Source organism: Paludisphaera mucosa (assembly GCF_029589435.1).
GTDB lineage: Bacteria > Planctomycetota > Planctomycetia > Isosphaerales > Isosphaeraceae > Paludisphaera > Paludisphaera mucosa.
Genome location: NZ_JARRAG010000001.1, coordinates 1,589,091 through 1,611,249, shown reverse-complemented (window position 1 = coordinate 1,611,249; position 22,159 = coordinate 1,589,091). Strand labels below are relative to the sequence as shown.

Annotated in this window: 17 protein-coding genes; 9 read left to right on the top strand and 8 right to left on the bottom strand. The window is 68.5% G+C overall.

Annotated elements, in window-relative coordinates; genetic code table 11:
* Window positions 1–32: 32 nt before the first annotated feature.
* The gene (locus tag PZE19_RS06595) at window positions 33–1,010 is read right to left on the bottom strand and encodes a TolB family protein (RefSeq protein ID WP_277859779.1); all 978 of its coding nucleotides are present in this window, start codon (window positions 1,008–1,010) and stop codon (window positions 33–35) included.
* A gap of 196 nt (window positions 1,011–1,206) precedes the next feature.
* On the opposite strand from PZE19_RS06595, the gene PZE19_RS06590 reads away from it, so the two are divergent.
* The 5 genes from PZE19_RS06590 (at window position 1,207) to PZE19_RS06570 (ending at window position 6,423) form a co-directional block, all read left to right on the top strand.
* Entirely contained in the window at window positions 1,207–1,758 is a 552-nt protein-coding gene (locus PZE19_RS06590; protein WP_277859778.1) for a cob(I)yrinic acid a,c-diamide adenosyltransferase, read from the top strand.
* Window positions 1,755–2,516: an SDR family NAD(P)-dependent oxidoreductase gene (locus PZE19_RS06585; RefSeq protein ID WP_277859777.1), complete on the top strand. Its 762-nt coding sequence runs from the start codon at window positions 1,755–1,757 to the stop codon at window positions 2,514–2,516. The genes PZE19_RS06590 and PZE19_RS06585 overlap by 4 nt, the downstream gene beginning before the upstream one ends.
* A 116-nt stretch (window positions 2,517–2,632) precedes the next feature.
* Window positions 2,633–4,387 carry a hypothetical protein gene (locus tag PZE19_RS06580; RefSeq protein WP_277859776.1) on the top strand — a complete coding sequence of 585 codons (1,755 nt, stop codon included), beginning with the start codon at window positions 2,633–2,635 and terminating at the stop codon, window positions 4,385–4,387.
* 324 nt (window positions 4,388–4,711) lie between these two features.
* Complete coding sequence (locus tag PZE19_RS06575) at window positions 4,712–5,503, top strand: LuxR C-terminal-related transcriptional regulator (protein WP_277859775.1); 792 nt, start codon at window positions 4,712–4,714, stop codon at window positions 5,501–5,503.
* Between the two features lie 113 nt (window positions 5,504–5,616).
* Complete coding sequence (locus PZE19_RS06570) at window positions 5,617–6,423, top strand: vWA domain-containing protein (RefSeq protein WP_277859774.1); 807 nt, start codon at window positions 5,617–5,619, stop codon at window positions 6,421–6,423.
* A gap of 13 nt (window positions 6,424–6,436) precedes the next feature.
* On the opposite strand, the gene PZE19_RS06565 is transcribed toward PZE19_RS06570, so the two are convergent.
* From PZE19_RS06565 to PZE19_RS06550, 4 genes are all read right to left on the bottom strand, one after another.
* Entirely contained in the window at window positions 6,437–7,507 is a 1,071-nt protein-coding gene (locus PZE19_RS06565; RefSeq protein WP_277859773.1) for a hypothetical protein, read from the bottom strand.
* Window positions 7,501–9,930: a hypothetical protein gene (locus tag PZE19_RS06560; RefSeq protein ID WP_277859772.1), complete on the bottom strand. Its 2,430-nt coding sequence runs from the start codon at window positions 9,928–9,930 to the stop codon at window positions 7,501–7,503. The genes PZE19_RS06565 and PZE19_RS06560 overlap by 7 nt, the downstream gene beginning before the upstream one ends.
* A gap of 163 nt (window positions 9,931–10,093) precedes the next feature.
* Window positions 10,094–11,248 carry an iron-containing alcohol dehydrogenase gene (locus PZE19_RS06555; RefSeq protein ID WP_277859771.1) on the bottom strand — a complete coding sequence of 385 codons (1,155 nt, stop codon included), beginning with the start codon at window positions 11,246–11,248 and terminating at the stop codon, window positions 10,094–10,096.
* Window positions 11,245–11,550, bottom strand: coding sequence for a putative quinol monooxygenase (locus PZE19_RS06550; protein ID WP_277859770.1), 306 nt, complete (start codon window positions 11,548–11,550; stop codon window positions 11,245–11,247). Before PZE19_RS06550 ends, PZE19_RS06555 begins: the two co-directional genes overlap by 4 nt.
* Window positions 11,551–11,757: 207 nt before the next feature.
* On the opposite strand from PZE19_RS06550, the gene PZE19_RS06545 reads away from it, so the two are divergent.
* The gene (locus tag PZE19_RS06545; protein WP_277859769.1) at window positions 11,758–15,465 is read left to right on the top strand and encodes a hypothetical protein; all 3,708 of its coding nucleotides are present in this window, start codon (window positions 11,758–11,760) and stop codon (window positions 15,463–15,465) included.
* A gap of 24 nt (window positions 15,466–15,489) precedes the next feature.
* Here PZE19_RS06545 and PZE19_RS06540 read toward each other — a convergent pair whose 3' ends face one another.
* Window positions 15,490–15,885, bottom strand: a complete 396-nt coding sequence (locus PZE19_RS06540) for a response regulator (protein ID WP_277859768.1) — start codon at window positions 15,883–15,885, stop codon at window positions 15,490–15,492.
* A gap of 514 nt (window positions 15,886–16,399) precedes the next feature.
* Between PZE19_RS06540 and PZE19_RS06535 the strand changes: the two genes are divergently transcribed.
* Complete coding sequence (locus PZE19_RS06535; protein ID WP_277859767.1) at window positions 16,400–16,654, top strand: hypothetical protein; 255 nt, start codon at window positions 16,400–16,402, stop codon at window positions 16,652–16,654.
* A gap of 71 nt (window positions 16,655–16,725) precedes the next feature.
* On the opposite strand, the gene ggt is transcribed toward PZE19_RS06535, so the two are convergent.
* Both ggt and PZE19_RS06525 read right to left on the bottom strand, forming a co-directional pair.
* Entirely contained in the window at window positions 16,726–18,492 is a 1,767-nt protein-coding gene (gene ggt, locus PZE19_RS06530; RefSeq protein WP_277859766.1) for a gamma-glutamyltransferase, read from the bottom strand.
* A gap of 128 nt (window positions 18,493–18,620) precedes the next feature.
* Window positions 18,621–19,619 (bottom strand): DUF3500 domain-containing protein, encoded by a 999-nt coding sequence (locus PZE19_RS06525; protein ID WP_277859765.1) that lies wholly within the window; start codon window positions 19,617–19,619, stop codon window positions 18,621–18,623.
* A gap of 257 nt (window positions 19,620–19,876) precedes the next feature.
* Here PZE19_RS06525 and PZE19_RS06520 point away from each other — a divergent pair, with 257 nt between their 5' ends.
* Together PZE19_RS06520 and PZE19_RS06515 are read left to right on the top strand one after the other, a co-directional pair.
* Window positions 19,877–21,232, top strand: a complete 1,356-nt coding sequence (locus PZE19_RS06520; protein WP_277859764.1) for a peptidylprolyl isomerase — start codon at window positions 19,877–19,879, stop codon at window positions 21,230–21,232.
* A 101-nt stretch (window positions 21,233–21,333) separates the two neighbouring features.
* Window positions 21,334–22,116 (top strand): DUF6655 family protein, encoded by a 783-nt coding sequence (locus tag PZE19_RS06515; RefSeq protein WP_277859763.1) that lies wholly within the window; start codon window positions 21,334–21,336, stop codon window positions 22,114–22,116.
* Window positions 22,117–22,159 lie beyond the last annotated feature (43 nt).

Here is a 22,159-nt window from a genome sequence, read left to right as displayed (position 1 = left end):
GAGGTGGTTGCGACGGCTCCTCGTCGGCCTGCTCAGGGGTTCGAGGCCGCCGCGGGGGCCGGGTCGAGCGTGAAGTCGGCGATGAAGAGCTGGCTGTTGCGGTCTGTGCCGCGGGCGTTGGAGGTCCACATCATCTGCTTGCCGTCGGGGCTGAAAACGGGGAGGCCGTCGAATCCGTCGTGGAAGGTCAGGCGCTCTTCGGCATTCGTGTCCACGTTCATCAGGTAGACCTCGTAGTTGGAGTGGCCGTGGCGGCTCGTCGAGTAGACGATGTGCTTCGAGTCGGGGTGCCAGAACGGCCCCCAGTTGACGGCGTCGTTGGCGGTCAGGGCGCGTTCGTCGGAGCCCTCGACGTTGTTGATGTAGATCTGAAGCAGGTCGTCGCCCTTGCGGTCGCTGCGGTAGATGATCCGCTTGCCGTCCGGAGAGAAGAACGGCCCGCCGTCGTAACCCTTGGCGTGGGTGATCCGCCGGGGATTCTTGCCGTCTGCGTCCATGACGTAGATTTCGCCGTCGCCGTCGCGGAACGAGGTGAAGACGATCTGCTTGCCGTCGGGCGAGAAGCTCCCCTCGGCGTCGTAGCCGTTGGACTCGGTCAGGCGCTTCAGGTTCTTGCCGTCGAGGTCGGACCGGAAGATGTCCATCCCCTCGGGGAAGCTCCAGCGGTAGCGACTGCCCGACCGGCCGTATGCCGCGCTGCGAGGCGCCGACGGAGTCGGGTTGAGGTGGGTCGATCCGAAGATCAGCGACGCGCCGTCGGACGAGAAGAAGGCGCAGGTGCAGGCTCCCTCGCCGGTGCTGATCAGCTTCGGCCGCGCACCCGGGTTTAGCTCCGAGGTGAAGATCTGGTACTCGTACTGATTGGGCTTCGGCTCGAGGAAGACGGCCTCGGGCAGGTTCGGCACGGCCTGGAAGACGATTCGCTTGCCGTCGGCGCTGAAATAACCCTCGCCGGCCCGGAAGAACCCAAACGTCACCTGGCGGATGTTCGCCAGGTGCTTGGCTTCCATCTTCGCAACCTCCTCGGCCGAGGGCGGTCGTTGTCCGCCACCCCCCGCTTGGGCAATCAAGGCGGTGCTCAGGATGAGGGCGGACGTCGTACATAAGGACATCAGTTCGAGCCTCCGGATCTTCCTTCGTTCAGGTGGATCGCCTAGTATAGGGGCCGACGATCGGGCACGCCATCGGGGTTGAGGCATCGCAGACGTGAAGATCTACACCAAGACGGGCGACGAGGGCACGACGGGCATCCTGGGGAGCAAGCGGCTCCGCAAGGACGACGCCCGGATCGAGGTTTACGGCACGGTCGACGAGCTGAACGCGGCGATCGGCTTCGCCCGCGCGTTGGTCATGGAGTCGACCGAGGACGACGTGGCCGCGCGGGTGCAGGACGAGCTGTTCACCCTCGGCGCGGCCCTGGCCGATCCCGACCCGCAGGGGCCCTTCCACAACAAGATCTCGGACGAGCACGTCGAGAACCTGGAACGGGCCATCGACGACTTCACCGCCGAACTGGCCCCGATGCGGACCTTCATCCTGCCGGGCGGGTCGCCGGCCGCGGCGCAGCTCCACCTGGCCCGGACGATCTGCCGACGGGCCGAACGCCTGGTCGTGCACCTGGCCCACCTGCCCGAAGAAGATGTGCCGTCGACCCTCTTGATCTACCTCAACCGGCTCAGCGACCTGCTGTTCGTCATGGCGCGGACCGTCAACCATCACGCGGGCGTCGCAGACGTGCCCTGGATCTCCAAGAAATGACGGCCGTGGATAACCCCGGTAAAGTCGTGCTGATCACCGGCGGTCGTCGCGTGGGCTCGGTGTTGGCGAAGCAACTCGCCGCCAGCGGCTGGCGGGTCGCCATGACCTATCGCGAGAGCCGCGAGGCGATCGAGCGCGCCGTCGCCGCCGTCGAGGCCGCCGGCTCCGAGGGCCTGGCCGTCGCCGCCGACCTGACCGATCCTGCTCAGGCCGATGAGGCCGTCGAAGCGACGATCCGCCGCTTCGGCCGGATCGACGCCCTCGTCAACATGGCGAGCGTCTACAAGAAGACCCCGCTCGCCGAACTCAAGCCGTCCGACTTCGAGGCCATGATCGCCGCCAACCTCGCGGCCCCTTACCACGCAGCGATCGCCGCCGCGCGGCGGATGTCGGACCAGACCGCGGTCGACGGCATCAAGGGCAAGATCGTCTTCCTGGGCGACTGGGCGACCGAACGGCCCCACAAGGACTACCTGCCCTACCTCGCCGCCAAGGGCGGGATGACGACGCTGGCGATGGCCCTGGCCGTCGAGCTCGCCCCTTACATCCCGGTCGCGACGATCCAGCCGGCGATGATCGAGCCCCCGCCCGATTTCAACGACGACGACAAGCAGGCCGTGATCGACGCCACCCCCCTGCGGCGGCTCGGCTCGCCCGACGACGTCAATCGGCTGATCGCCTACTTGCTCGATGGGACGAACTTCGTCACGGGGGTCTGCTACCGGGTCGACGGCGGCCGCTTCCTCGGCGAGGGCTGAGCCCGACCGTTCCTCGGGCCTCTTCAGGCGGTTGTGGCGCGGGTTGGTACGGCGGTACACTGAAGGCCCACGAGACGCCTTCCACCCGCGCCCTCTTCTCCTGTCGAGGCCCACACATGATTCGAGTCCACTCGTCGAGATCCTGGCTCGCCCGCGCGACGGCCGGCCTCTGCCTTGCGGCGTTTTTGGCCGCGCCCGCTGCGGCGGCCGAGCCGGCGGGGATCTGGAAACTGGTCGTCCTGGCGTTCGGCGACGAGGATTTCGCGATCGTCGACCTCCACCGCCAGGACGGCGAGGCGAAGGGCGTCCTGGTCGACGGCCGGAAGGGACTGTTGGAAGGCGGCAAGGTCCTGGACCTCAAGCTCGAGGACGATCGGGCCTCCTTCGCCGTCAAGGGGCCGGCCATGACGATGAAATTCGCCGGCGGCCTGGCCAAAAACGGCCCCTATGCCGGCCAGGTCCTCGGGACGATCCAGCTGCAGAACAACATCTTCCCGGCCAAGCTGGAGAAGACCCGCGACGAGAAACTGGGCGCGGCCAAGCCGAACGCGATCGGTCAGGACTTCTTCAAGGCCCGCAACGAGCAGGACCCCAAGGCCCAGGTCGAGAAGTTCAAGGCGATCCTCGCCAAGAACGCCGGCGCCCCCGTCTGCCAGCTCGCCTACACGGGCATCCTCGGGGCCGCCGGTGCCGCGGGACTGCCGTCCGCCGAGGTCGAGAAACTGATCGCCGCATGGCGCAGCGAGGCCGAGCCGTTCGGCCCGGCCTGGGCGCAGGAGATCGCCATCCGGTCGTTCGGGCTGATCGCCCCGCAAAAGACTTATGCCGACACGGCGCTCCGGCTTGGCCAGGAGCTGGAAAAGTCGCTGACGCCCGAGGTCACGACCGAAAACCGGCACGCGATCGCGGGCCTGCTCGCCTTCGCCGCCCGCAACGCGGGCAAGGCGGACCTCGCCGCCGACGCCGAGGCCCGCGCCGCCAAGCTCGACGCCCAGCTCGACGAGGAGTATCAGAAGAAGGTCCCCCCCTTCTCGTTCACCCCGTTCGAGGGCCGCAAGAAGTCCGACGCGGGCCAGACCGTCGTCTTCGAGCTGTTCACCGGCGCGCAGTGCCCCCCCTGCGTCGCCGCCGACGTCGCTTTCGACGCCCTGCTGAAAACGTACAAGCCGACCGAGTTCATCGGCCTCCAGTACCACCTGCACGTCCCAGGCCCCGACCCGCTCACGAACCCCGACTCGGAGGCTCGCCAGAAATACTACGGGGACCAGGTCCGCGGCACACCCTCGACCTTCTTCAACGGCCGCCCCGAGGCCCCCGGCGGCGGCCCGATGGCCGCCTCCGAGGATAAGTACAACGAGTACCGCGGGCTCATCGACGGGATGCTCGAGAAGAAGCGAACGGCCGACGTGACCGTCTCGGCGAAGCGGACGGGCGACGAGATCGCCATCCTCGCCGAGGCGACGACGCCGGCACCCTCGGACGCGGCCAAGGCCGACGCCGCGAAGCCGAAGGCCGGCGACAAGGCCGCCTCGACGATCAAGCTCCGGTTGGCGCTCACCGAGGAATCGATCCGCTACGTCGGCGGCAACAAGTTGCGGTTCCACCATCACGTCGTGCGGGCCCTGCCGGGCGGCGCCGAGGGGGCTACGATCGTCGGCGGTAAGGGGAAGGTCGAGATCAAACTTGATCTCGCCGACGTCCGCAAGCGGATCGACGAATATGTCAGCGACTTCGCCAAGCAGCAGCCCTTCCACGCTCCCCCGCCCGCTGTCGCCCTCAAGGACCTCAGCGTCGTGGCATTCGTCCAGGACGACCTGGACAAGACGATCCTGGGCGCGGTCTCCGTGCCGGTCGCCGAAGCGACGCCCTGAAGCCGTTCCGATCGGGCGGCGTGGGCCCCATGCGCCGCCGCGTTGGGGCGGAATCCGGCTATCTTTGTAAGGTTTTCCTGGTGGTGAACGTATTCTACTTGGACGACCATTTACATGCATGATATCATTTCAGTGGGTGGCGAGAATTGGCCTCGAAGGGGTCTCGGGATTCGATTAAGTTGAGCGCCCGCCAGAGGTCACATGGCGGGCCAAACATCCTATGGTCCTGATATCGGGCCTCGACGTGATGCGACGCGTGGAGGAGACCGACTGACGGCAAAGGAGGGGACGGGCGTGGCGGGCGGCACGAGGCGAGAACGTCGGGTGCATCGGTCTTATAAACCGGCCGTCGAGGCGATGGAGGTGCTGCGCCTGCTCTCGGGCGCCGCCCACGCCGCGGCGATGCCCGTGCTGACGATCGAACATTCGGCGCTGCTGGACGCCCCTCCTTCGGCTTCGACGCTCGCCGACCTCCCCGGCCTCTCGGGCGACGCGTGGGACGCCGCCCTCCTCGACGCACGGCTCGACGGCCTGCTGTCGAGCTTGCGGACGACGACCGCCGAGCCCGAGGTCATCGCGCCGGTCGATTCGCAGGCGATGGCCTCGGGCCTGAATCAGCTCGACCGCTACCTGAGTCGCTCCTGGCAACGCGCGGGGCTCCCCGCGCAAGCGTTCGAGGATTCCTCGCAGGCCGTCTACACGACCTTGCTCGAACAGCTCGGCCGCAGCCGGTTCGACGCCATGTTGAACGACGTCGGCCGCTGGGGCGTCAAGGAGGTCTTCACCAAGGAGACGTCCGAGGGCGTCGACTTCTTCCGCGCTGTGGACATGGTCAAGAAGCGCGTCCAGCGCGAGCGGACCTACCAGCCTCTGGACGACGTCGCCGCCGTCGGCTTCGACGACGCCGAGACCCAGGGCCGCCGCGACGCCCTCCGCGAGGCCATCGACCGCTCGCTCACCCCCCGCGAGGCCAGCCTCATCCAGGAATCCCTGATGGGCCGCACCCCCGCCGAGATCGCCCTCCACTGGGGCGTCGCCCCCAAGACCGTCAGCAACGAGAAGACCCGCGTCCTCAACAAGCTTCGCGAGGTTCTCCAGACTCAGGTCGCCGACTGACGGAATCGTCTGGCCGTGGGATGGCGGTTCTCGTAGTCTCGGCTGACGGGTCTTGTTTCCGAGGGACTTCCACCCTCGTGTCACGTCGGCCGTCTCGAAGCCGGGGGCCTCGGATGCGAGCGACACGTCGAACCACCGTCGCCTTGCTCGGTCTGGTCCTATTCGGCATGACGCTGCGCGCGTCCGCGCAGCAAGCCCCGCCGGCCGACGCTTCCAAGGTCGAGAAGCCGAAGCCCGAAGCGAAACCTCGCCGCGAGCGTGACCAAGCGCCGAAGGTTCGTACGCCCGAGGAAGACGAGGCCCGCAAGCGCAGCCCCTTCCTACAAGGACCCGGCGGGTCGGAGAAGGATGCGAAGTACGACGGCGAGAACCTTCGCGACTTGCCGCCGTGGAGCCGGGCCAGCTTCTTCGGGATCGCGGTCCGCGGGCGGTTCGTCGTGTACGTACTGGACCAGTCCGGCAGCATGATCGACGACGACCGGATGAGCCGGGCCACGATCGAATTGCGAAAGAGCGTCGCGGCGCTCCAGAGCCCACAGCAGTTCGAAGTCTTCTTCTACAACGAAGAAGCGACGACCATGCCCGGCGGCCCCATCCCCCGCTCGGCCGACCAGCGGAACAAAGACCTCCTACGGACCTGGCTCCGGATGATCGAGCCCGACGGCGGCACCAGCCCCCGCGAGGCGGTCGTGCAGGCGCTCTCGCTGCGGCCCGACGCGGTCTTCCTCCTGTCCGACGGCGACTTCCCCGACGGGACCGTCGAGGCCGTCGCCAGGGCGAACGGCCGCAAGATCCCCATCCACTGCGTCGACATGGCCGGCGGACTGGCCGGAGACGCCCTCCAGCGGATCGCGCGCGACAGCGGCGGGCGCTACGCCTCGCGTCCCGGGAACCTGCACGACGTAGGCTCGGGGCGCTGAGCCGTATGGCGTCTCACTGGCTCGCCGAGAGCGAGCCGAGCGGGCTGCCGCGGATCGTCATCCCCTCGGGCAACGGTCGCGCCGCGACGCTGTAGCCGCGGTCGTTCAACTCGTCGCGGAGCCTGCGGAAGAGCCCGAAGCTGTCGGGATAGACCCACATCGTCACCACCACCCGCCCGGGACTGAGGCGGTTGATGGCGCGGGCGTATTCGGAGATCGGGTTGCGGGTCGCGTCGTAGGTCTCGCCGCGCGATTCAACGGTCGGCACGACCTCCCAGCCTCGCAGGTCGAAGCGGATGCTGTGTCGCTCCAACAGCTCCTCGATGCTCGACTGAGCCCGGCCCAGGACGTAGCTGAGCGAGAACCAGCCGACCGGCCCGACCTGGGACGAGAGCACGCCCGTCCGGTCGGCCATGCGGAGCTTGACCTGTGCATCGGACTTGGCCAGCTCCAGGAGCCGGTCCAGGTCGATGAAGCTGATCCGATCGTGACGCAGCTCGAAGTGGAACTCGTCGGCCTTCGCGGGCCGGGCGACCGGGTTCTTGGACAGGATCGAAGTCGCCTTGGGCAGCGGCAGGCTGCGGAGGGCGGCGACCTCGCTCGCCAGCTTGTCGCGATCGGCCTTGAGGAACCCGCCCTTCGCCGACACGCGGGCGATCTGCGCCGAGGGGTCGCGGACCCGGAAGGCCAGCTTGCGCGCCTTGGACGCCTCCAGCGCCGCCTGGTTGGCCGACGCCGCCAGGGCCCGCTTCGCCTCGGCCGCGCGAGCCTCGGCGCGGGCCCGGTCGCGGCTGGCGGAATCGAGGTCGGCCTCGGCCTTCGCGACCGCCGCGCGATCCAGCACCGGCGGCGGGGACGGCGACTCGACGGCCGGCTCGGGTGCCGGCTCAGCCGCGGCTTCCGCAACTTCCGTCGCCGCGGGGGCCAGCGGAGCCGGCTGCGGGGCGGCCGCCGGGATCGGCGTCGGCGTGACCGAGACCGGCCTGGCGACCCGCGACCGATCGACGAGGAAGATCAGAAGGAGGATCCCGGCGAGCACGCTGGGGATCGGCAGCGCCTGTCGAAATTTCGACGTCATCACCATGTCCCCCGTTCCAGGGGCCGGGGATTCTGGACCCCCGCGACCTGGAGCGTCATCGGCCAGTTGAGGCCCGAGAACAGGACCTGCCGACGCGCCTCCCAGAAGTTCGGCGCGCCGTCGTCCTCCACCAGGAACTTGACCCGCGGCCTGGGCCGGATGAGGGGATCGACCTCGGCTCGCTTCAAGGCGACGGCCTCCAGGTTGCGGACCAGCAGGTCCTCGCCCTTGCGGTCTTTAAGCGCCTGGCTGGTGATCCGGTAACCCCCCGGCTGAATCGTCACCCCGTCGGCGCCGCAGGCCAGGACGATCTCGAACGGGACCTCGATCGCCGTCGGACGTTTCTTGTCCGGGTCCTTGATCAGCGGCTCCATCTCCACCTTGTCCGAGGGCGACTTCGGGGCCGCGCCGCCCGACCCCGAACCGCCGCCATGGCTCCCCGCGTCCGGGTCCGCCCCCAGCATCAGGCCTGGCGAAGCCGCCCCGTTCGTCGTGGAGGCCGAAGATGACGAAGACGAGCCGATCCCCAATCTCGCGGCGGCCTTCGCCGCGGCGATCGCTGCGGGTGACGACGGCACTATCCCCTTCGCTCCCGTCGGTTTCCCGGCCGGGCCGTCACCGGTCGCCCTCGTCTCCGCGCCACCCGCGGCCGATGCGTCGTTCACGCCCGACACGGAGGCCTCCTGAGGCGTTCGCGGACCGGTTGGAGCGTCGCCGCCACTGCCGCCCCACATCAGGCCCCCGGCCCCTCCCGCCCCTGTCGCAGGGGCCGCAGCCAGTGGCGCGGGCTGGAGATCCGTCGGGAGCGAGCCCGCCCCGCCTGTCGACCTCCTTCCGGTGCCGTCAGACTTCCAGGATCGTCCCGGGACGGTCCCGCCCGAAATCGGAGAGCCGCCCGTCGCATCTGTCGATCGGATCGGCCTGCGGCCGCCGCTGGCGTCGCCGAGCAGGTTGCCGGTGCCGGCCCCCTCGCCTAGCTCGTTGGCACCGGGCTTGGCTCCAATGACGTCACCCGTATCGGCTCCGCCACCGGATCGCTCGAAATCCGGCAGTCGGTCGAGGACCGAGCCCAACGCGGCCCCGTCGCCATTCGGCGCGGATCCCCCTGATCCCGTACCGGATCCTGGGCGACGACCTGGGTTCAACGACCCCCGCCCACCGCTTGCAGAGCCTAGAGCGGCCCTGCCACGCCCTCCGCCGCCCGCCGACCCGCCGCCGTGCTCGGGAGACCCGGCAGGGCCGGCCCCTGGGCGACCCGACGGCCAGACGAACTCATCGGGCGACCCGCCTTCACCGCCTACTCCATCTCCGCCGCCATCCCCTGCTCCCTGACCTCGGCGCAGGTCGAATGCGCCCGCAAGCACCCCGCCTCGGTCGTTCCCACCTTGCCCGGGGCTCGTGCCGCTACCCGGCCATGACAACCCGCCACTCGCAAGCGGAGAGCCTCCGGGCTTATCGTTCCCCCCGCCAGTTGGTCCGGCACCAGCGCCGACCAGCCCGGACGGCTTGACGCCGATCGAGGGCGAGCCGTCCCAGGTGTCCACGTCGTCGAAGTTGGGGACGTGGATTTTGAGGTCCTTCTCGACCAGTTCGTAGCCGAAGGCGATCCCCAGGGGTTCCAGCCGGGCGCGCGCCTCGTAGTAGGCGCGGATGCCGTCGGGCCGGACGAGGAAGACGAAGTAAGGCGTAACGGGCGATCCGTCCGGGGATGCGGACGTCTGGATCTTCAGCAGCTCGCGAGCGATCGCCACGACGACCGGGCTCGACCGGGGATTGATGAGACCCGAGAGGTCGAGCAGGCTGAACGTCGGGCCGTCGGGGCGGATCGTGACGGAGCCGGCGTTGCACTCGATCACGATCGGCCGTTTCCAGGTGCCGTTTTCCCCCTGATAGGGCAAGACGGCGTAGCTCCCCTCCCCCGGGGCGTTGGCGACCGCCGCCTTGAGGGCGTCGCGTTCGCGGGCCAAGACGTCGCGCTGGGCCGCGTAGGCGTCGACGTCGCGGGCGATCTTCTGGGCCTGCCTGTCGAGCAAGGCGACCTGCTGCTTGACCAGCATCTCCCGCCGCCGCCACTTCTCGGCCTCGGCGGACGCCGCCAGCCGAGCCTGTTCCAGGCTGCCGACCTCGCGATCCAGTCGCCGGGCCTCCTCGGCCTCGTGGGCCGCCGCCTCGTTGAGCTGCGCCAGGGCCTTCGGCGTCGGATCTTCCGCCGGTGCCTGAGGAGGCGGGGGCTTCGGTTTTTCCACCGCCTTCAGCGTCGCCGCGACGACTTTCGGCGGCTCTGGAGCCGGCGCGGGGGCCGTCTCGACGACAGGCCGCGCCGCAACCTCCAGCGCCTTCGCCAGTCGCGCCGCACTCAGGCTGCGCCGATGGATGACGACCACGAGGTGCAGGGTCCCGCCCAGGCTCGCCACGATGAGGGCGACCATTGCGAGTTCCGCCCCGATCCTGCGCTTCCCACTCGCCAACGCCCACCTCCGCATCCATGCGCACCGCGCAGGGTTGGGGATCCAGCGCTTTTATGCAACGTAAGCTCTAGATCGGATGCAGGGGGCGTAAGCCTTGAATCGGCCGCCGGCGCGGTCCGATCCGTTAGTCGGCGGATCGGAGGATCGCCCGTAGGTCGTCGTCCGACAGGGCGACCGGGTTCCCCTTCATGCTGCTCGCTCGCTGGGCGCCGGCGATCACGGAGTCGAGATCCGCTTCGGCCGCGTCTTCCAGGGCAAGACGCGGAATGGCTAGCTCCGCGCAAAGACTTCGCACCCATTCGACTCCGTCCCGAGGTCCGGCCCCAGAGTCGCCGGTGAGCATTCGCGCCACTTCGCGGTAACGCTCCAGCGTCGTCGTATCGGTTGATCCCCGTTCGAGTTGCGTGATGTTCGCGTCCATGACGAACGGCAAAAGCCGGGCGCAGATGGCCCCGTGTGGGAGGCCGAAGGTTCCGCCCAGAACCCCCGCCAGGCCGTGAACGGCCCCGAGCTTGGCGTTGGCGAGCGCCAGGCCCCCCAGCAGCGAGGCCGCCGCCATGTCTTCACGCGCATCACGATTCGAGCCGTCGTGGTAGGCGACGACCAGCGACCGCGCCGCACGGGCGATCCCCTCGCGACAGAAGCCGTCGGTCATCGGATTGGCGGCGAGGCCGACGAAAGGTTCGATGAGCTGCGTCAGCGCGTCCATCCCGGTGAACGCGGTGATCTCGGGCGGAAGGGTCAGCGTCAGGGCCGGGTCGACGACCGCGACGCGGGGGAGCAGGCTCGGGTGCCGGAGACTCACTTTCACACGGCGCTCAGGGACGTCGAGGACGGCGTTGCGCGTCACCTCGGCCCCGGTGCCGGCCGTCGTGGGGACGGCGATGAACGGCAACGCAGGGGCGGTCAGGGGATGTCCGTCGCCGACGACCTCCAGGTATTCGAGGACGTTCCCGGGCTGCATCGCCATTCCGGCCGCGGCCTTGCCGGCATCGATGACGCTGCCGCCGCCGACGGCGACGACCAGGTCGCAGCCTTCGGCCCGGGCCAGGCCCACCGCGGTCTCGACGGTCCGCACCTTGGGCTCGCCGTCGACGTGGAAGCTGAAGCTGCGGACGCCTCGCCCCGCGAGCAGGCCGGCCAGGGCTTCGCCGTGCCGGCCCTCTCGACCCAGGACGAGCAGAGCCGTGCGGCCGAGTGACCTCGCCAGGGCGGGCGTCTGTTCGAACGCCCCCCATCCGAAAAGGATCCGGCCGGCTGTCGCGAACTCGAAGTTCATAAGGCGGCGTTGACGGGGAAGACCTTGTGGAATTTCGCAGAGGATCGCGAGCCTGCCTGCATCGCGGCGGCCTTCTCGGCCCACGCGGCGTAGTGCGACGTTTCTTTGTGAGCGGCGAAATCGTCGGGCCCACGGTAGATCTCGAACAGGGCGAACTTCGTGGGGTCGTCCTGCTGTTGCAGGACGTCGAACTGCAGGCAGCCCGGCTCCTGGATGCTCCCTCGCGAGTTCTCGACGCACGCCTCGCGGAAGGCCTCGATGGATTCGGGCTTCACCTGGATGTTGGCGATCACGACGAACATGGACGGCGCTCCCGAGACATCAAGGATCAGGCGGATATCTTAGGCTGGGCCTCCGTTACGCATCAAGCGCAGGAAGTCGGCTAGGCTCGCGTGAGCCGGGACACGCTTGCCCCGCCCCCCGGCCGGACTTACGATGCGGGCCGCGGGGCGTGGCTCGAGCCTCCTCGATAAGGGTGCCGCGACCGCCGGATCGCTAAGGATCTCGTCGTGCGGACCAAGCGCCTCGTGGCGGTCCTCGCCCTGTCTCTGTTCTCGACCGCTTCTCGGGCCGAAGAGCCCGTCGCTACTCCCGTCGACGCCTCGACCATCCGGGGCAAGGTCTTCTGCGGTTATCAGGGATGGTTCCGCTGTCCAGGCGACGCCGACGGTGGCGGTTGGGTTCATTGGAGTCGTCGGGTCGACCGGCTCGACGAGCAGGATCTGACCTTCGAGATGTGGCCCGACGTCGCCGAACTCGGCGGCGAGGCGACCTCTGCGGCGCCCGGCTTCGTCCTTCCCGACGGCAAGCCGTCTAGGCTTTTCAGCGCTGCGACCCCTCGGACCGTGCTACGACATTTCGAGTGGATGCGGACCTACGGGATCGATGGCGCGTTTCTCCAACATTTCTTCGTCGACCTGCCTGGCGGTCCCTTCGCCGACCGAGAAGCGTCGCGACGACGGGTGCTGGAGTCGGTCGCGAAAGCCGCCGAGAAAACAGGTCGCGGCTGGGCCATTTCCTTCGACCTCGCCGGCATGCCCGCCGACGCAATCTTCGACTTGCTGACGACCGAATGGAGGCGGCTCGTCGCCGAGCGCGTCGTCGAACGCCCGGGTTACCTGCATGAAGCCGGGAAGCCGGTCGTCCAGGTCTGGGGCTTCTACCGCGACAACGCGAGCAACCGTATGACGCCCTCGTGGGCCGACCGCCTGATCGACTTCTTCAAGGCCGAGGGCCCTCTTCAGGCCTATCTTATGGGAGGCGGCGACTGGAACTGGCGCGAAGCGCCGGCCGACTGGCGGGCTTTCGTTCTGCGGTTCGACGCCTATTCGCCCTGGAACATCGGAAACTGGAGCCGGGACGAGGACGGCCTGGTGCACGCCTCCACCGGCTGGTGGCGGGACGACAAGGCATTGTGCGAGGCCCACGGCGTTTTCTGGCTTCCTGTCGTCTACCCTGGATTCGGCTGGGACAACCTGACGCGTCGGCCCTCGGGCTCGTCGTCGATCCCCGGCCGCGGCGGGGCGTTCTACTGGAAGCAATTCCACCAGCTTGCAGGCCTCGGTGCGTCGAGTGCTTGCGTTGCAATGTTCGACGAGGTGGACGAGGGGACGGCTGTCTACAAGGTGACCAACGAACCGCCCCGCCCAGGCCGTTTCCTGACGTTCGAAGGCCTCCCTTCCGACTGGTATAACCGCCTGACCGGTGAGGGAGCGAAGGTCGTCCGTGGCGAGCGAACTTCGCAAGCCGCCATCCCGATCCCGCCTCGAAGAACGAGGACCTCGCTTCACCTCCCCGCTCGCTCCTTCAACCCCCGAGACGCCATGACCTTCCTCCTCCTGATGTCGACGGCCCTCCTTGCGGTTCCCCTCGAAGCCCCCTCGCTGGAACCGGTCGCCCCGAGCACCTTCCACGTCGCGCCCGATGCGCCGGCGACCCTCGAATGGAAACGATCGGGAACGCTCGCCGGGGAGCCTCTGGATTACCGGGTCCGCGATTATCGGGGCTCCGAGGAGACGGAAGGGAAGGCCGTGGCCGCGGCGGGGGGCGTCCGCATCGAGCGGGCCTTCCCACAGGGGTATCACGAGATCGAATTTCCGTCGACCTCGCAGCGGTTCGGGGTGCTCGCGCTTCCGAAGCCCGACGGGACGCCCGACCCATTCTTCGCGATGGACGCCGGACTGTCGTGGCTCGTCCAGGACGATGAGGCCCGCGATGAGCTGGTCGCGTTCGCAAAGGGAGCCGGCTTCGCCATGATGCGCGAGCGCCTGACGTGGGGGGCGATCGAGCCCGCCGTCGATCGCTGGGATTGGCAATCGGGCGCGCGGTTCGAGAGGCTCCGCGAGTCGTATCATCGCGCCGGAATTCCGATCCTGGAGATCAGCCACGACGCCCCCGCGTGGGCGGGGCGCGTCGGCAAGTATCCCCGCGACCTGCCGGCGACGGCCGCCGCCTGGCAGGCGGTCGGCCGCCGCTGGGACCGGTTTTGGGGCGGGGTCGAGATCTGGAATGAGCCGGAGATCAGCTTCGGTGCGGATATGCCGGGCGACCAGTACACGGCCTATGGCAAGGCGGTCTCGTTCGGCCTCCGCAGGGCCGGGACGCACGCGCCGATCGTGGGCGGCGTAATGTCGCACTACACTCCGGAATTCCTGCGGACTTGCGTCGAGTCCGGCATGCTGGAGCGCGTCGACGCTTTCAGCTTCCACGACTACGGCCCTGCGCTGGCCTTCGAGGACGTCAACGCTCGCTTCCGGGAGTGGCTTCGGGCCTCGGGACACGGCGACATGCCGCTCTGGATCACGGAATGCGGCTGGCCCTGGAAGCGCGGACCGGAACGTCCGCCGGCCGACCAGGACCGCGGGAGCGCCTCGCAGATCGTCATGAAGGCCGTCGAGGCGCGAGCCTGCGGCGTCGAGCGGTTCTTCACGTTCGTCTACCCGTTTTACGAGGAGAACACGAGCAACTTCAGCGTCATGGACCGCTGCGCGACCCCTCTGCGCAGCGTGGCCGCCTACGCCCAGGCGATCCACGCACTCAAGGGCCTGTCCTACCGCGGCGACCTCCGCCGCGACGACCCGCGCCTCACCCGCGCCCGGGTCTTCGCCGACAACGCGCGGGCCGTCGCGGTCCTCTACTCCACCGCCCCTGAAGCCGAGCTGCGCGAGCCGATCCGGCTGGATGCGGTCCCGAGCCGCGTCGAGGCCGCCGACGGCCGCGCCACGCCGATCCGCGACGGGCGTTTCTCGCTCGATGACGGCCTTGCTTTCGCCTGGTTCGACGCCGCGACGATCGCCCCCCTGATCGAACCGCAGTCCCGGGCGAAGGGGCTCAACCCGGGGCTCGTCAGGGTGGCCAGGGCCGAGCCTTCGCCGATCGTGCTCCGCCACCGGTTCGACCCAGCGGTCGCAACGCCGACTTCGATGGGTTATCACCTCAAGGCGGGCGTTACGGTGCTGCCGGTGGTCGTCGAGGTGATCAACCTGGGCGACGCGACCGAGACGCTCGACGTCAGCCTGAAGATCGGGCGTCCTAAGAACTCCGGAGATCCAATCCGCCGTGTCCAGGTCGGACCTCGCTCGGAGGTCGATGTGGAATGGAAGGTCGACGCGGCGGGGGCGTTCGCCGATTTCGCGCCCCTACGCGTCTTCGTGACGGCCCGAAGCGAGAAGTCCGAACGCGACCGGCTCTCGCTTGCGTTCCTCGGCGAGCCCAAGCTCGAACAAGCGCTCGCCCATCTCGGCCGCTCGGAGAGGCTTCCGATCGAGGATCTCGACCGCTGGTCCGACAATATCGGCCAGGGGGGCAAGATGCGAATGGAGGCCGCAAAGCCCGCCGGCTGGCACCTGGTCTGCGAGCACGCACCGAAGGCCGATCGGTGGGTCTATCCCTATTTCCGCCTGCCCAATTCGGTCGACCTGATCGGGGCCCAGGCGCTCGTCGTCCGCGCCCGCAGCAAACGCCCGGGCGACGTTCGCTTCTTCCTATGGGAGGGCGAAACGGGCGTCGGCTACATCAACGGGACGAGCCTGATCCCCGCGGACGGCGAGTGGCACGTCACCCGACTGGACCTCGACGCCCTCGATCGCAGCAACGCCAACGCCCCCGATCCGAACAGCAAGCTGGACCGGGGCCTGGTGCGGAAGATCAGCGTCGGCCTGAACAGCGACGTCGACGCCGGCGACCTGGAAGTGAGCGACCTCTACGTCGCCTGGTGACGCGCCCGGGCGTCGTCAGAAGGCTCAGCGCGAGCAGGACTTCTCGACCTGGACCCGCGCGAGCAGCGAGACCAGGGCGTCCTTGCCCACCGGCTTGACCAGGTGGTCCGAGAAGCAGGTGTTAGCCCAGGCCTCCTCGTCGGGCGCGTGACCGGAGACCGCGATGAAGGAGGCGCGGTCGAGGCCCTCTTTCCGCAGGCTCTCGGCCACGGCGTAGCCGTCGATATCGGGCAGCGAGAGGTCGAGGAGCACGACGTCGGGGTCGTAGCCCTTGGCCGTCCTGAGCGCCGTCTTCCCGTCGTACGCGACCGCAACGTCGAAGCCGTGCATACGAAGGAGCATGGCCGTGGTGTCGGCGGTGTCGCGGTTATCCTCGACGATCAGGACGCGCGAAACTCCGGTGGGCTCTAGGCTCTTCATGGGCGGAACTCCTACCGACTTCGGAGGGACCCCCAAAACGAATCCGCTCACTGGACCTCGGCTTGCAAATCCGGAGCCGCGGCCGAGCTCGACCGTTTCGCGCCTCGACGCGCGACCTTGACGCTCGATTCTTCGAGGGCCCGGGCGGGCCAGATCCGACGACACCTGTCGATCTTCGGCCCCTGATGCCGTCACGGGTCGTCACACGGGCGGAATCGTGCATACTAAGGAATGGCCGCGGGCCGTTATTCAGCGCCCACGTCTTAATGGGTGTACCAAGGATATCATTTTCCTGCAACGATCAAACACAAAATTCGATCTGGAATCCTCACAAGGGCATGAATGAGGGACGATCGCTAGGAATCCGCGACGACGTTCGTCAGAATCGTGGAGTAGCGGGCCCGCGGCCGATTTCCGCGAATCCGGGGCGGCCCACGACGAATACCCCCTGCCACGACGGGACGGCGGAGCAAATCGCGTCCCATCGATCGGCGACGAGACTCGGGAGCCTGACATGAGACCCATGTTCATCGAAGTTCGATCCGGAGTGAAGTACATCCTCTGGGCCAAGTTCATCCTCTTCGCGACGGGCGTGATCCTGCTGCTCGCCCTGCTGGGCGAAGCCGTAGCCTATCTGGCGATGGGCCGGTTCGGCCTGGCGGCGCCCGCGGCTGGGGCGATCCTGGGTTTCTTGGGCGTGACCCGCCAACTCCTTTCGATCCTGGCGTACCAGCCCACCGAGAGGGACGACGTCGTCACCACTCCCTGATCCCTCGATCGTTCGGACTGCCCCCGACGAACGCCGAGGGCCCGGTCCGAGATAAGCGGCCGAGCGGCGGCTCAGTCGCCAGAGGCCTTGACCGTCGCACGGCGCGCGTCGGGGGCTCCGAACAGCCGACCGTCGGCCAGGTCGACGACGACCGAGTTCGCATCCCCCTGGCGGTCGGCGATCCGCCACTTGTGGCCCATGTCGGAGAGCGCCTTCAAGGTTTCCACGGGCCAGTCCCGTCCTTCAAGGACGAGGACGTCCGGGAACCACTGATGGTGCGTGCGGGGGGCGTCGACGGCGGCCTGGGGCTCGAGGCCGAACTCCAGCACGTTGAGCACGACCCAGAGCGTCGTATTGGGGATCGTCCGCCCGCCCGGGGACCCGGTGACCAACCGGACCTTCCCGTCTTTGAGGACGAGCGTCGGGCACTGCGAGCTGAGCATCCGCTTGCCGGGGGCGATCTGGTTGGGATACGTGCCGATCGACCCCGCGTCGTCGGTCCGGCCCGGCCGCAGGTTGAAGTCGCCCATCTCGTTGTTGAGCAGGAAGCCCGCGCCCTTGACCACGGCCTTGGCTCCGTAGCTGTCCTCCAGCGTGTAGGTCATCGCCACCGCGCCGCCGTCGCCGTCGACCACCGAGAAATGCGTCGTGTGATCGGGCTCGGTCGCCATGATCGGGAACGGCGCCAGCTCGGCGCTCGGGGTCGCGCGCGAGTCGTCGATCGACTTCGCCAGCTCGTCGGCCGTCGCCTTGGAAGCCAGCTCGGCGAAGGGGACGTCGACGAAGTCGGGGTCGCCGATCCGGGTCGACCGGGTGTAATACGCCCGTCGCATGGCCTCGGTCACGCGATGCAGGGTCCGGGGCGATTTGGGGCCGTCGGCCTTGAGGTCGTAACGCTCCAGGATGTTGAGCATCTGGCAGAGGACGATCCCCCCCGAGGACGCCGGACCGATGCCGTAGACGTCGCAGCCGCGGAAGGTCGTATGGACCGGAGACCGCTCCTTTGCGCCGTAATCGGCCAGGTCCTTGTGGGTCACGCTGCCGCCGTTCTCGAACATGTAGCCGGCGATCAGGTCGGCGGTCCGCCCGGTATAGAATTCGTCGGCCCCGTTCGCGGCGATCCGATCGAGGGTCGCCGCCAGATCCGCCTGGACGAGTCGCTCGCCGCCCTTCCAGGGTTGACCGTCGGGCTTGCCGTAGGCGGCGACCGATTCGGGGAAATCGACGAGACGGTTCTGGAACGCCGGCCGGCCCGGCGTCCCGGTGGGGGCGTCAGGGTTGCGCGGTCGGAGCTGGCCGTTGAGCGCCGAAGCCAGCTCCTCGGAGAGCGGGAAGCCCTCGCGGGCCAGCCTCGCGGCGGGCTTCACGAGGTCGCGCCAGGGGAGCTTGCCCCATTTCGCATGCGCGTCGCCCAGGCCGCGAACGGTCCCGGGGACTCCGGCCGCCCAGGCTCCCGCGCGATGGCGAGGCCGAAGTTTGCCCTCGGGATCGAGGTACATGCGGGGCGTCGCGGACCCCGGCGCGGTCTCGCGGAAGTCGAGGGTGACGACCTCGCGAGAACCCGGCAGGTAGGCGACGATGAACCCGCCGCCGCCGAGGTTGCCGGCCTCGGGCAGGGTCACGGCCAGGGCGAACGCCGTGGCCACCGCCGCGTCGATCGCGTTGCCGCCGGCGCGCAGGGCGTCGCGGCCGACGTCGGCCGCGTGCGCCTCCTGGGCGGATACGACATACTTGGAGAACGTCCCGCCCTGTCCGAAAGCCGCGGCCGGGAGGGCCGTCAGCAAGAGCCAGCCCGTCGCGCGTGCGACGGGGCGGCAACGATTCCCGAGATTCACCATCGGCTCGTCCGTCTCGCCCTGAGGGTGCCGTTCGTCATCAGGCGTCGTCGACCGTCGCGGCCGGCCGGCCGCGACGGTTATGCTCCCAGGGGAGACAGCTTAACAACTTCGGATTCGGGCCGGCACCCTCACTTGGCGGCGGGCAGGCCGAAATCTCCGCTCGCCGTCCGGAAGAACGTGTGGATGTGGTTCGCGCCGTTCTGCTTATCGTTGAAGTCGATCAACACGGTCGGCCCCTGGATCCGGAAGGCGTGGGCCTTCGAGGGATCGATGGGGCCGTACCAGGCCAGGTGGGCCTCAGGCTTGCCGCCCGCGTGGAGCTGCTCCATGATCAGCCCGCCGATCTCCGCGGGGAAAGTTTCGAGATAGGCCTTCAGCGCCTCGCCGAGGAGCTTGTGCTGTTCGGGGTTGAGCCGGCCGATGTCGATGCCGAGCGCTTCAGGGGCCGGTGGCTTGGGCGCGTTCGGCGTGGTGGTGACGTCGGGGACCTCCTCCGAGACGATGGCCGCCTTGCGCTGGCCCTCGTCGAGCGAGGCGACGAGGGCGTAGATCGGATCCTGGATGGCGGCCAGGTTCCGCAGCCCCTTCCTCGGCCCCGAGGCGACCTTGGCGGGGTTGGCCCCGAGCATGAACGGCGTCGCCGAGACGACCTTGTCCCCGCTGAGCGTGAAGTTCAGCGCCAGGTGATGGCCCTCCCACCGCCAGCCCCACGAACCCTCTCCGGGGGTGCCGAAGACGCTGATGAAATACAACTCGGGGTTGCGGACCGTGCCGTTCTCGTGCTCCTCCTCGCGGATGATCTCTTCGTAGCTCATCGTCGTGGCGGCCGTGACCATGCCGCGGTTCGAAAGGCCGGTGTTGAGCAGGGCGAAGGCCAGGACGCGCTGGTCGGAGGCCAACTCCTTGATCGGCAGGCCCTTGCGGGGCCGGGGGATCCAGTGCCAGTTCAGGCGTTCGGGGTCGTCAAAACCGAAGGTCGCCTTGTCGCGCTGGGCGTCGTCGAGCGAGCCCAGGAAGCGGCGGGCCGTCTCGGCCATGAGCGTCCCGGTCTCCTCGCCGCGGGCCGGGGCGTTCAGCGACGAGGACGCGAGCAGGATCGCCACAAGGGCAGGAAGCAACCGCTTCATGGTTCGTTCTCCGGGGTGACTTCGTCGGGCGTGCGCGTGAGTGTCGCACAATTCTTGAATAACCAGACGTAGCCGACCGGAGGGGGCCCGCCAAGGGGGGATCGAAGGAAACCGCGGGAGGCGTCGAATTCGCGTGGCGAGTCGGCGCGGGATCTGAGGTTGACCGATCAGGGGGTAACTAATAGATTCTCGGCCGTTTCGTCCGGGGACTTGAGTCGATCTCGCAAACGAACCTACGGAATGGGAGACGCAACACGATGATCGCAAAGGATGGCGGTCGGACCGCCCACGCTTGGGTGGTGGGCCTGACGCTTCTGGGGGCCGCGACGACCGCCCCCGCCTTCGGTCAGCAAGCCCCACGCGGCAAGTCCGCGGCGTCAGCCGCCAAGGCCCCGGCCGGCAAGGCGACGGTCGGCAAGGACGACGCCCCCTCGGTCCGTCGGGACCAGATCGAAGTCCCGCCGATGAAGGAGACGGCGATCCCGGTCAACCCGACCGACGCCATCGCCATCGTCAACGACCAGGTCATCTCCCGTCAGCAGCTCGCCGACGAGTGCGTCGCGCGGAAGGGTAAGGAGATCCTCGAGACGCTGATCAACCGGTCGCTGATCGAGCAGGCCCTCAAGGCCCAGAAGAAGGAAGTGACCGCCGCCGAGATCGACCAGGAGATCGACACCGTCGCCGTCCGCTTCGGCATCGGCCGCGAGGCCTGGCTCCGCACGCTCGACAAGGAGCGCGGGATCAGCCCGTTCCAGTACGCCCGCGACGTCATCTACCCCGCCCTGGCCATGCGCAAGCTCTGCGAGGGCCGGGTGCAAGTGACCGACGAAGACCTTAAGCAGGCGTTCGACGCCCAGTACGGCGACAAGCTCCGCTGCCGCCTGATCATGGTCGACAAGCTGGCGAAGGCCCAGGACATCTGGGAGGCGCTCCGCAAGAACCCGGGCGGGTTCGAGAAGATGGCCCAGGAGCAGTCGATGGACCTGGCCTCGCGATCGCTGGGCGGCCTGATCGGCGAGCCGATCACCCGCAACTTCCAGCCGGCCAACGTCGCGTCGTCGGCGTTCAGCCAGCTCCTCGACGGCGATCCCGCCGACAAGGACCCCGCGCACAAGCCCAAGGACGGCGACATCACCGGGCCGATCCAGGCCACCGAGGGGGCCTGGCTGATCCTCCGCCGCGAAGGGGTCATCCCGGCCATGCCGAACGTCTCGATCAAGGACGAGGCGATCCGCAAGCGGCTCCAGGAGATCGTCTACGAGGTCAAGCTCAAGGAGACCATGGGCGTGGTCTTCGAGGAGATGATGAAGAAGTCGGCCATCGAGAACAAGCTCGTCGGCACCATGAAGATGGCCAACGAGGAGCAGCAGCCCGACTTCCGGGTCGACGACAAGGTCAAGCTGATGAGCAACCCCGAGTCGAACACGCCCGAGACCTCGGGCCAGGCGGCCGGCAATGGTTCCGGATCCGCCCCGACGGCCCGCAAGTCGGTGACCCCCGCCGGCGTCTCGGCCGAGGCCGCCGCGCAATTCGAGAAGCTCAAGGAGACGAAGAAGGTGCAGACGCCGACCGCGCCTTCGCCGGTCACGCCGACGCCCGGCTCGCCCCGCTGACCCGACCGATTCGCACCGACCCCGCTCCCCGGCCCCGCGCCGGGGGCGGGCGTCGCGCCGTCGGACTTTCCTGATCGCTTACCTCGCGGTGATCGAAGCGAATGACGAAGTCCGCCCGGCCATACCCGTCCTCGCCCCGCACCTTGGGCCTCTTCGGCCTCGGCCTCGCCCTCGCGGCGACGCTCGCGGGCTGCGGGACCGTCAAGACGACGAATACGGCGCGTACCGGCACGGAGCAGCTCCTGCTGACCGACGCCTGGGACGCCGCCCTCGCGCGCATCGACTTCCGACCCCTGACCGGAGTTCCCTGCTACCTCGACACGACCAACGTCACGGCCGTCGACCTGGGCTGGGTCGTCTCGAGCCTCAAGCAGGCCATGCTCCAGCAGGGCGTGCTGCTCCGCACCAAGGCCGAACAGGCCCAGTGGGTCGTCGAGGCTCGAGTCGGGGCCTACGGCACGGACCAGTACGAGCTGCTCTTCGGCATCCCCCAGACCACCATCCCGATGACCATCACCGGGCTCCCCGCCGGTACGATCCCCGAGATGTCGCTGGCCAAACGGACCGACCAGCACGGGGTCGTGAAGATGGCGCTCTTCGCCTACGACCGCGCCTCGGGTCAGCTCGTTTGGACGTCGGGCACCTCGCAGACCAAGTCGAACGCCAAGGACGTCTACGTCGGCGGCGTCGGCCCGATTCAGAGCGGCACGATCCGCAAGAGCACCGAGTTCAGCGGCATGAAGATCCCCGTCGCCCACGACCTGACCGGCGGCCTCGTCGGTCAGCCCGCTCCCGACTCCGACGGCACACGGGGCACCGAGGCCGTGCCGCCCCCCCTCCCCCCTTCGGCGACGACCACCGACATCGACTCGTTCTCGCCCTGAGCCCGGCCGCCGTGTGCCGCACCCGCGTCTGGACAACGGCGGG

Coding starts and splice junctions, on each gene's coding strand:
- ggt (WP_277859766.1), bottom strand. CDS start 18,492: ATGGTGAATCTCGGGAATCGTTGCCGCCCCGTCGCACGCGCGACGGGC.
- PZE19_RS06515 (WP_277859763.1), top strand. CDS start 21,334: ATGACGAAGTCCGCCCGGCCATACCCGTCCTCGCCCCGCACCTTGGGC.
- PZE19_RS06555 (WP_277859771.1), bottom strand. CDS start 11,248: ATGAACTTCGAGTTCGCGACAGCCGGCCGGATCCTTTTCGGATGGGGG.
- PZE19_RS06565 (WP_277859773.1), bottom strand. CDS start 7,507: ATGGTGATGACGTCGAAATTTCGACAGGCGCTGCCGATCCCCAGCGTG.
- PZE19_RS06525 (WP_277859765.1), bottom strand. CDS start 19,619: ATGAAGCGGTTGCTTCCTGCCCTTGTGGCGATCCTGCTCGCGTCCTCG.
- PZE19_RS06520 (WP_277859764.1), top strand. CDS start 19,877: ATGATCGCAAAGGATGGCGGTCGGACCGCCCACGCTTGGGTGGTGGGC.
- PZE19_RS06550 (WP_277859770.1), bottom strand. CDS start 11,550: ATGTTCGTCGTGATCGCCAACATCCAGGTGAAGCCCGAATCCATCGAG.
- PZE19_RS06595 (WP_277859779.1), bottom strand. CDS start 1,010: ATGGAAGCCAAGCACCTGGCGAACATCCGCCAGGTGACGTTTGGGTTC.
- PZE19_RS06540 (WP_277859768.1), bottom strand. CDS start 15,885: ATGAAGAGCCTAGAGCCCACCGGAGTTTCGCGCGTCCTGATCGTCGAG.
- PZE19_RS06570 (WP_277859774.1), top strand. CDS start 5,617: ATGCGAGCGACACGTCGAACCACCGTCGCCTTGCTCGGTCTGGTCCTA.
- PZE19_RS06535 (WP_277859767.1), top strand. CDS start 16,400: ATGAGACCCATGTTCATCGAAGTTCGATCCGGAGTGAAGTACATCCTC.
- PZE19_RS06560 (WP_277859772.1), bottom strand. CDS start 9,930: ATGGTCGCCCTCATCGTGGCGAGCCTGGGCGGGACCCTGCACCTCGTG.
- PZE19_RS06585 (WP_277859777.1), top strand. CDS start 1,755: ATGACGGCCGTGGATAACCCCGGTAAAGTCGTGCTGATCACCGGCGGT.
- PZE19_RS06580 (WP_277859776.1), top strand. CDS start 2,633: ATGATTCGAGTCCACTCGTCGAGATCCTGGCTCGCCCGCGCGACGGCC.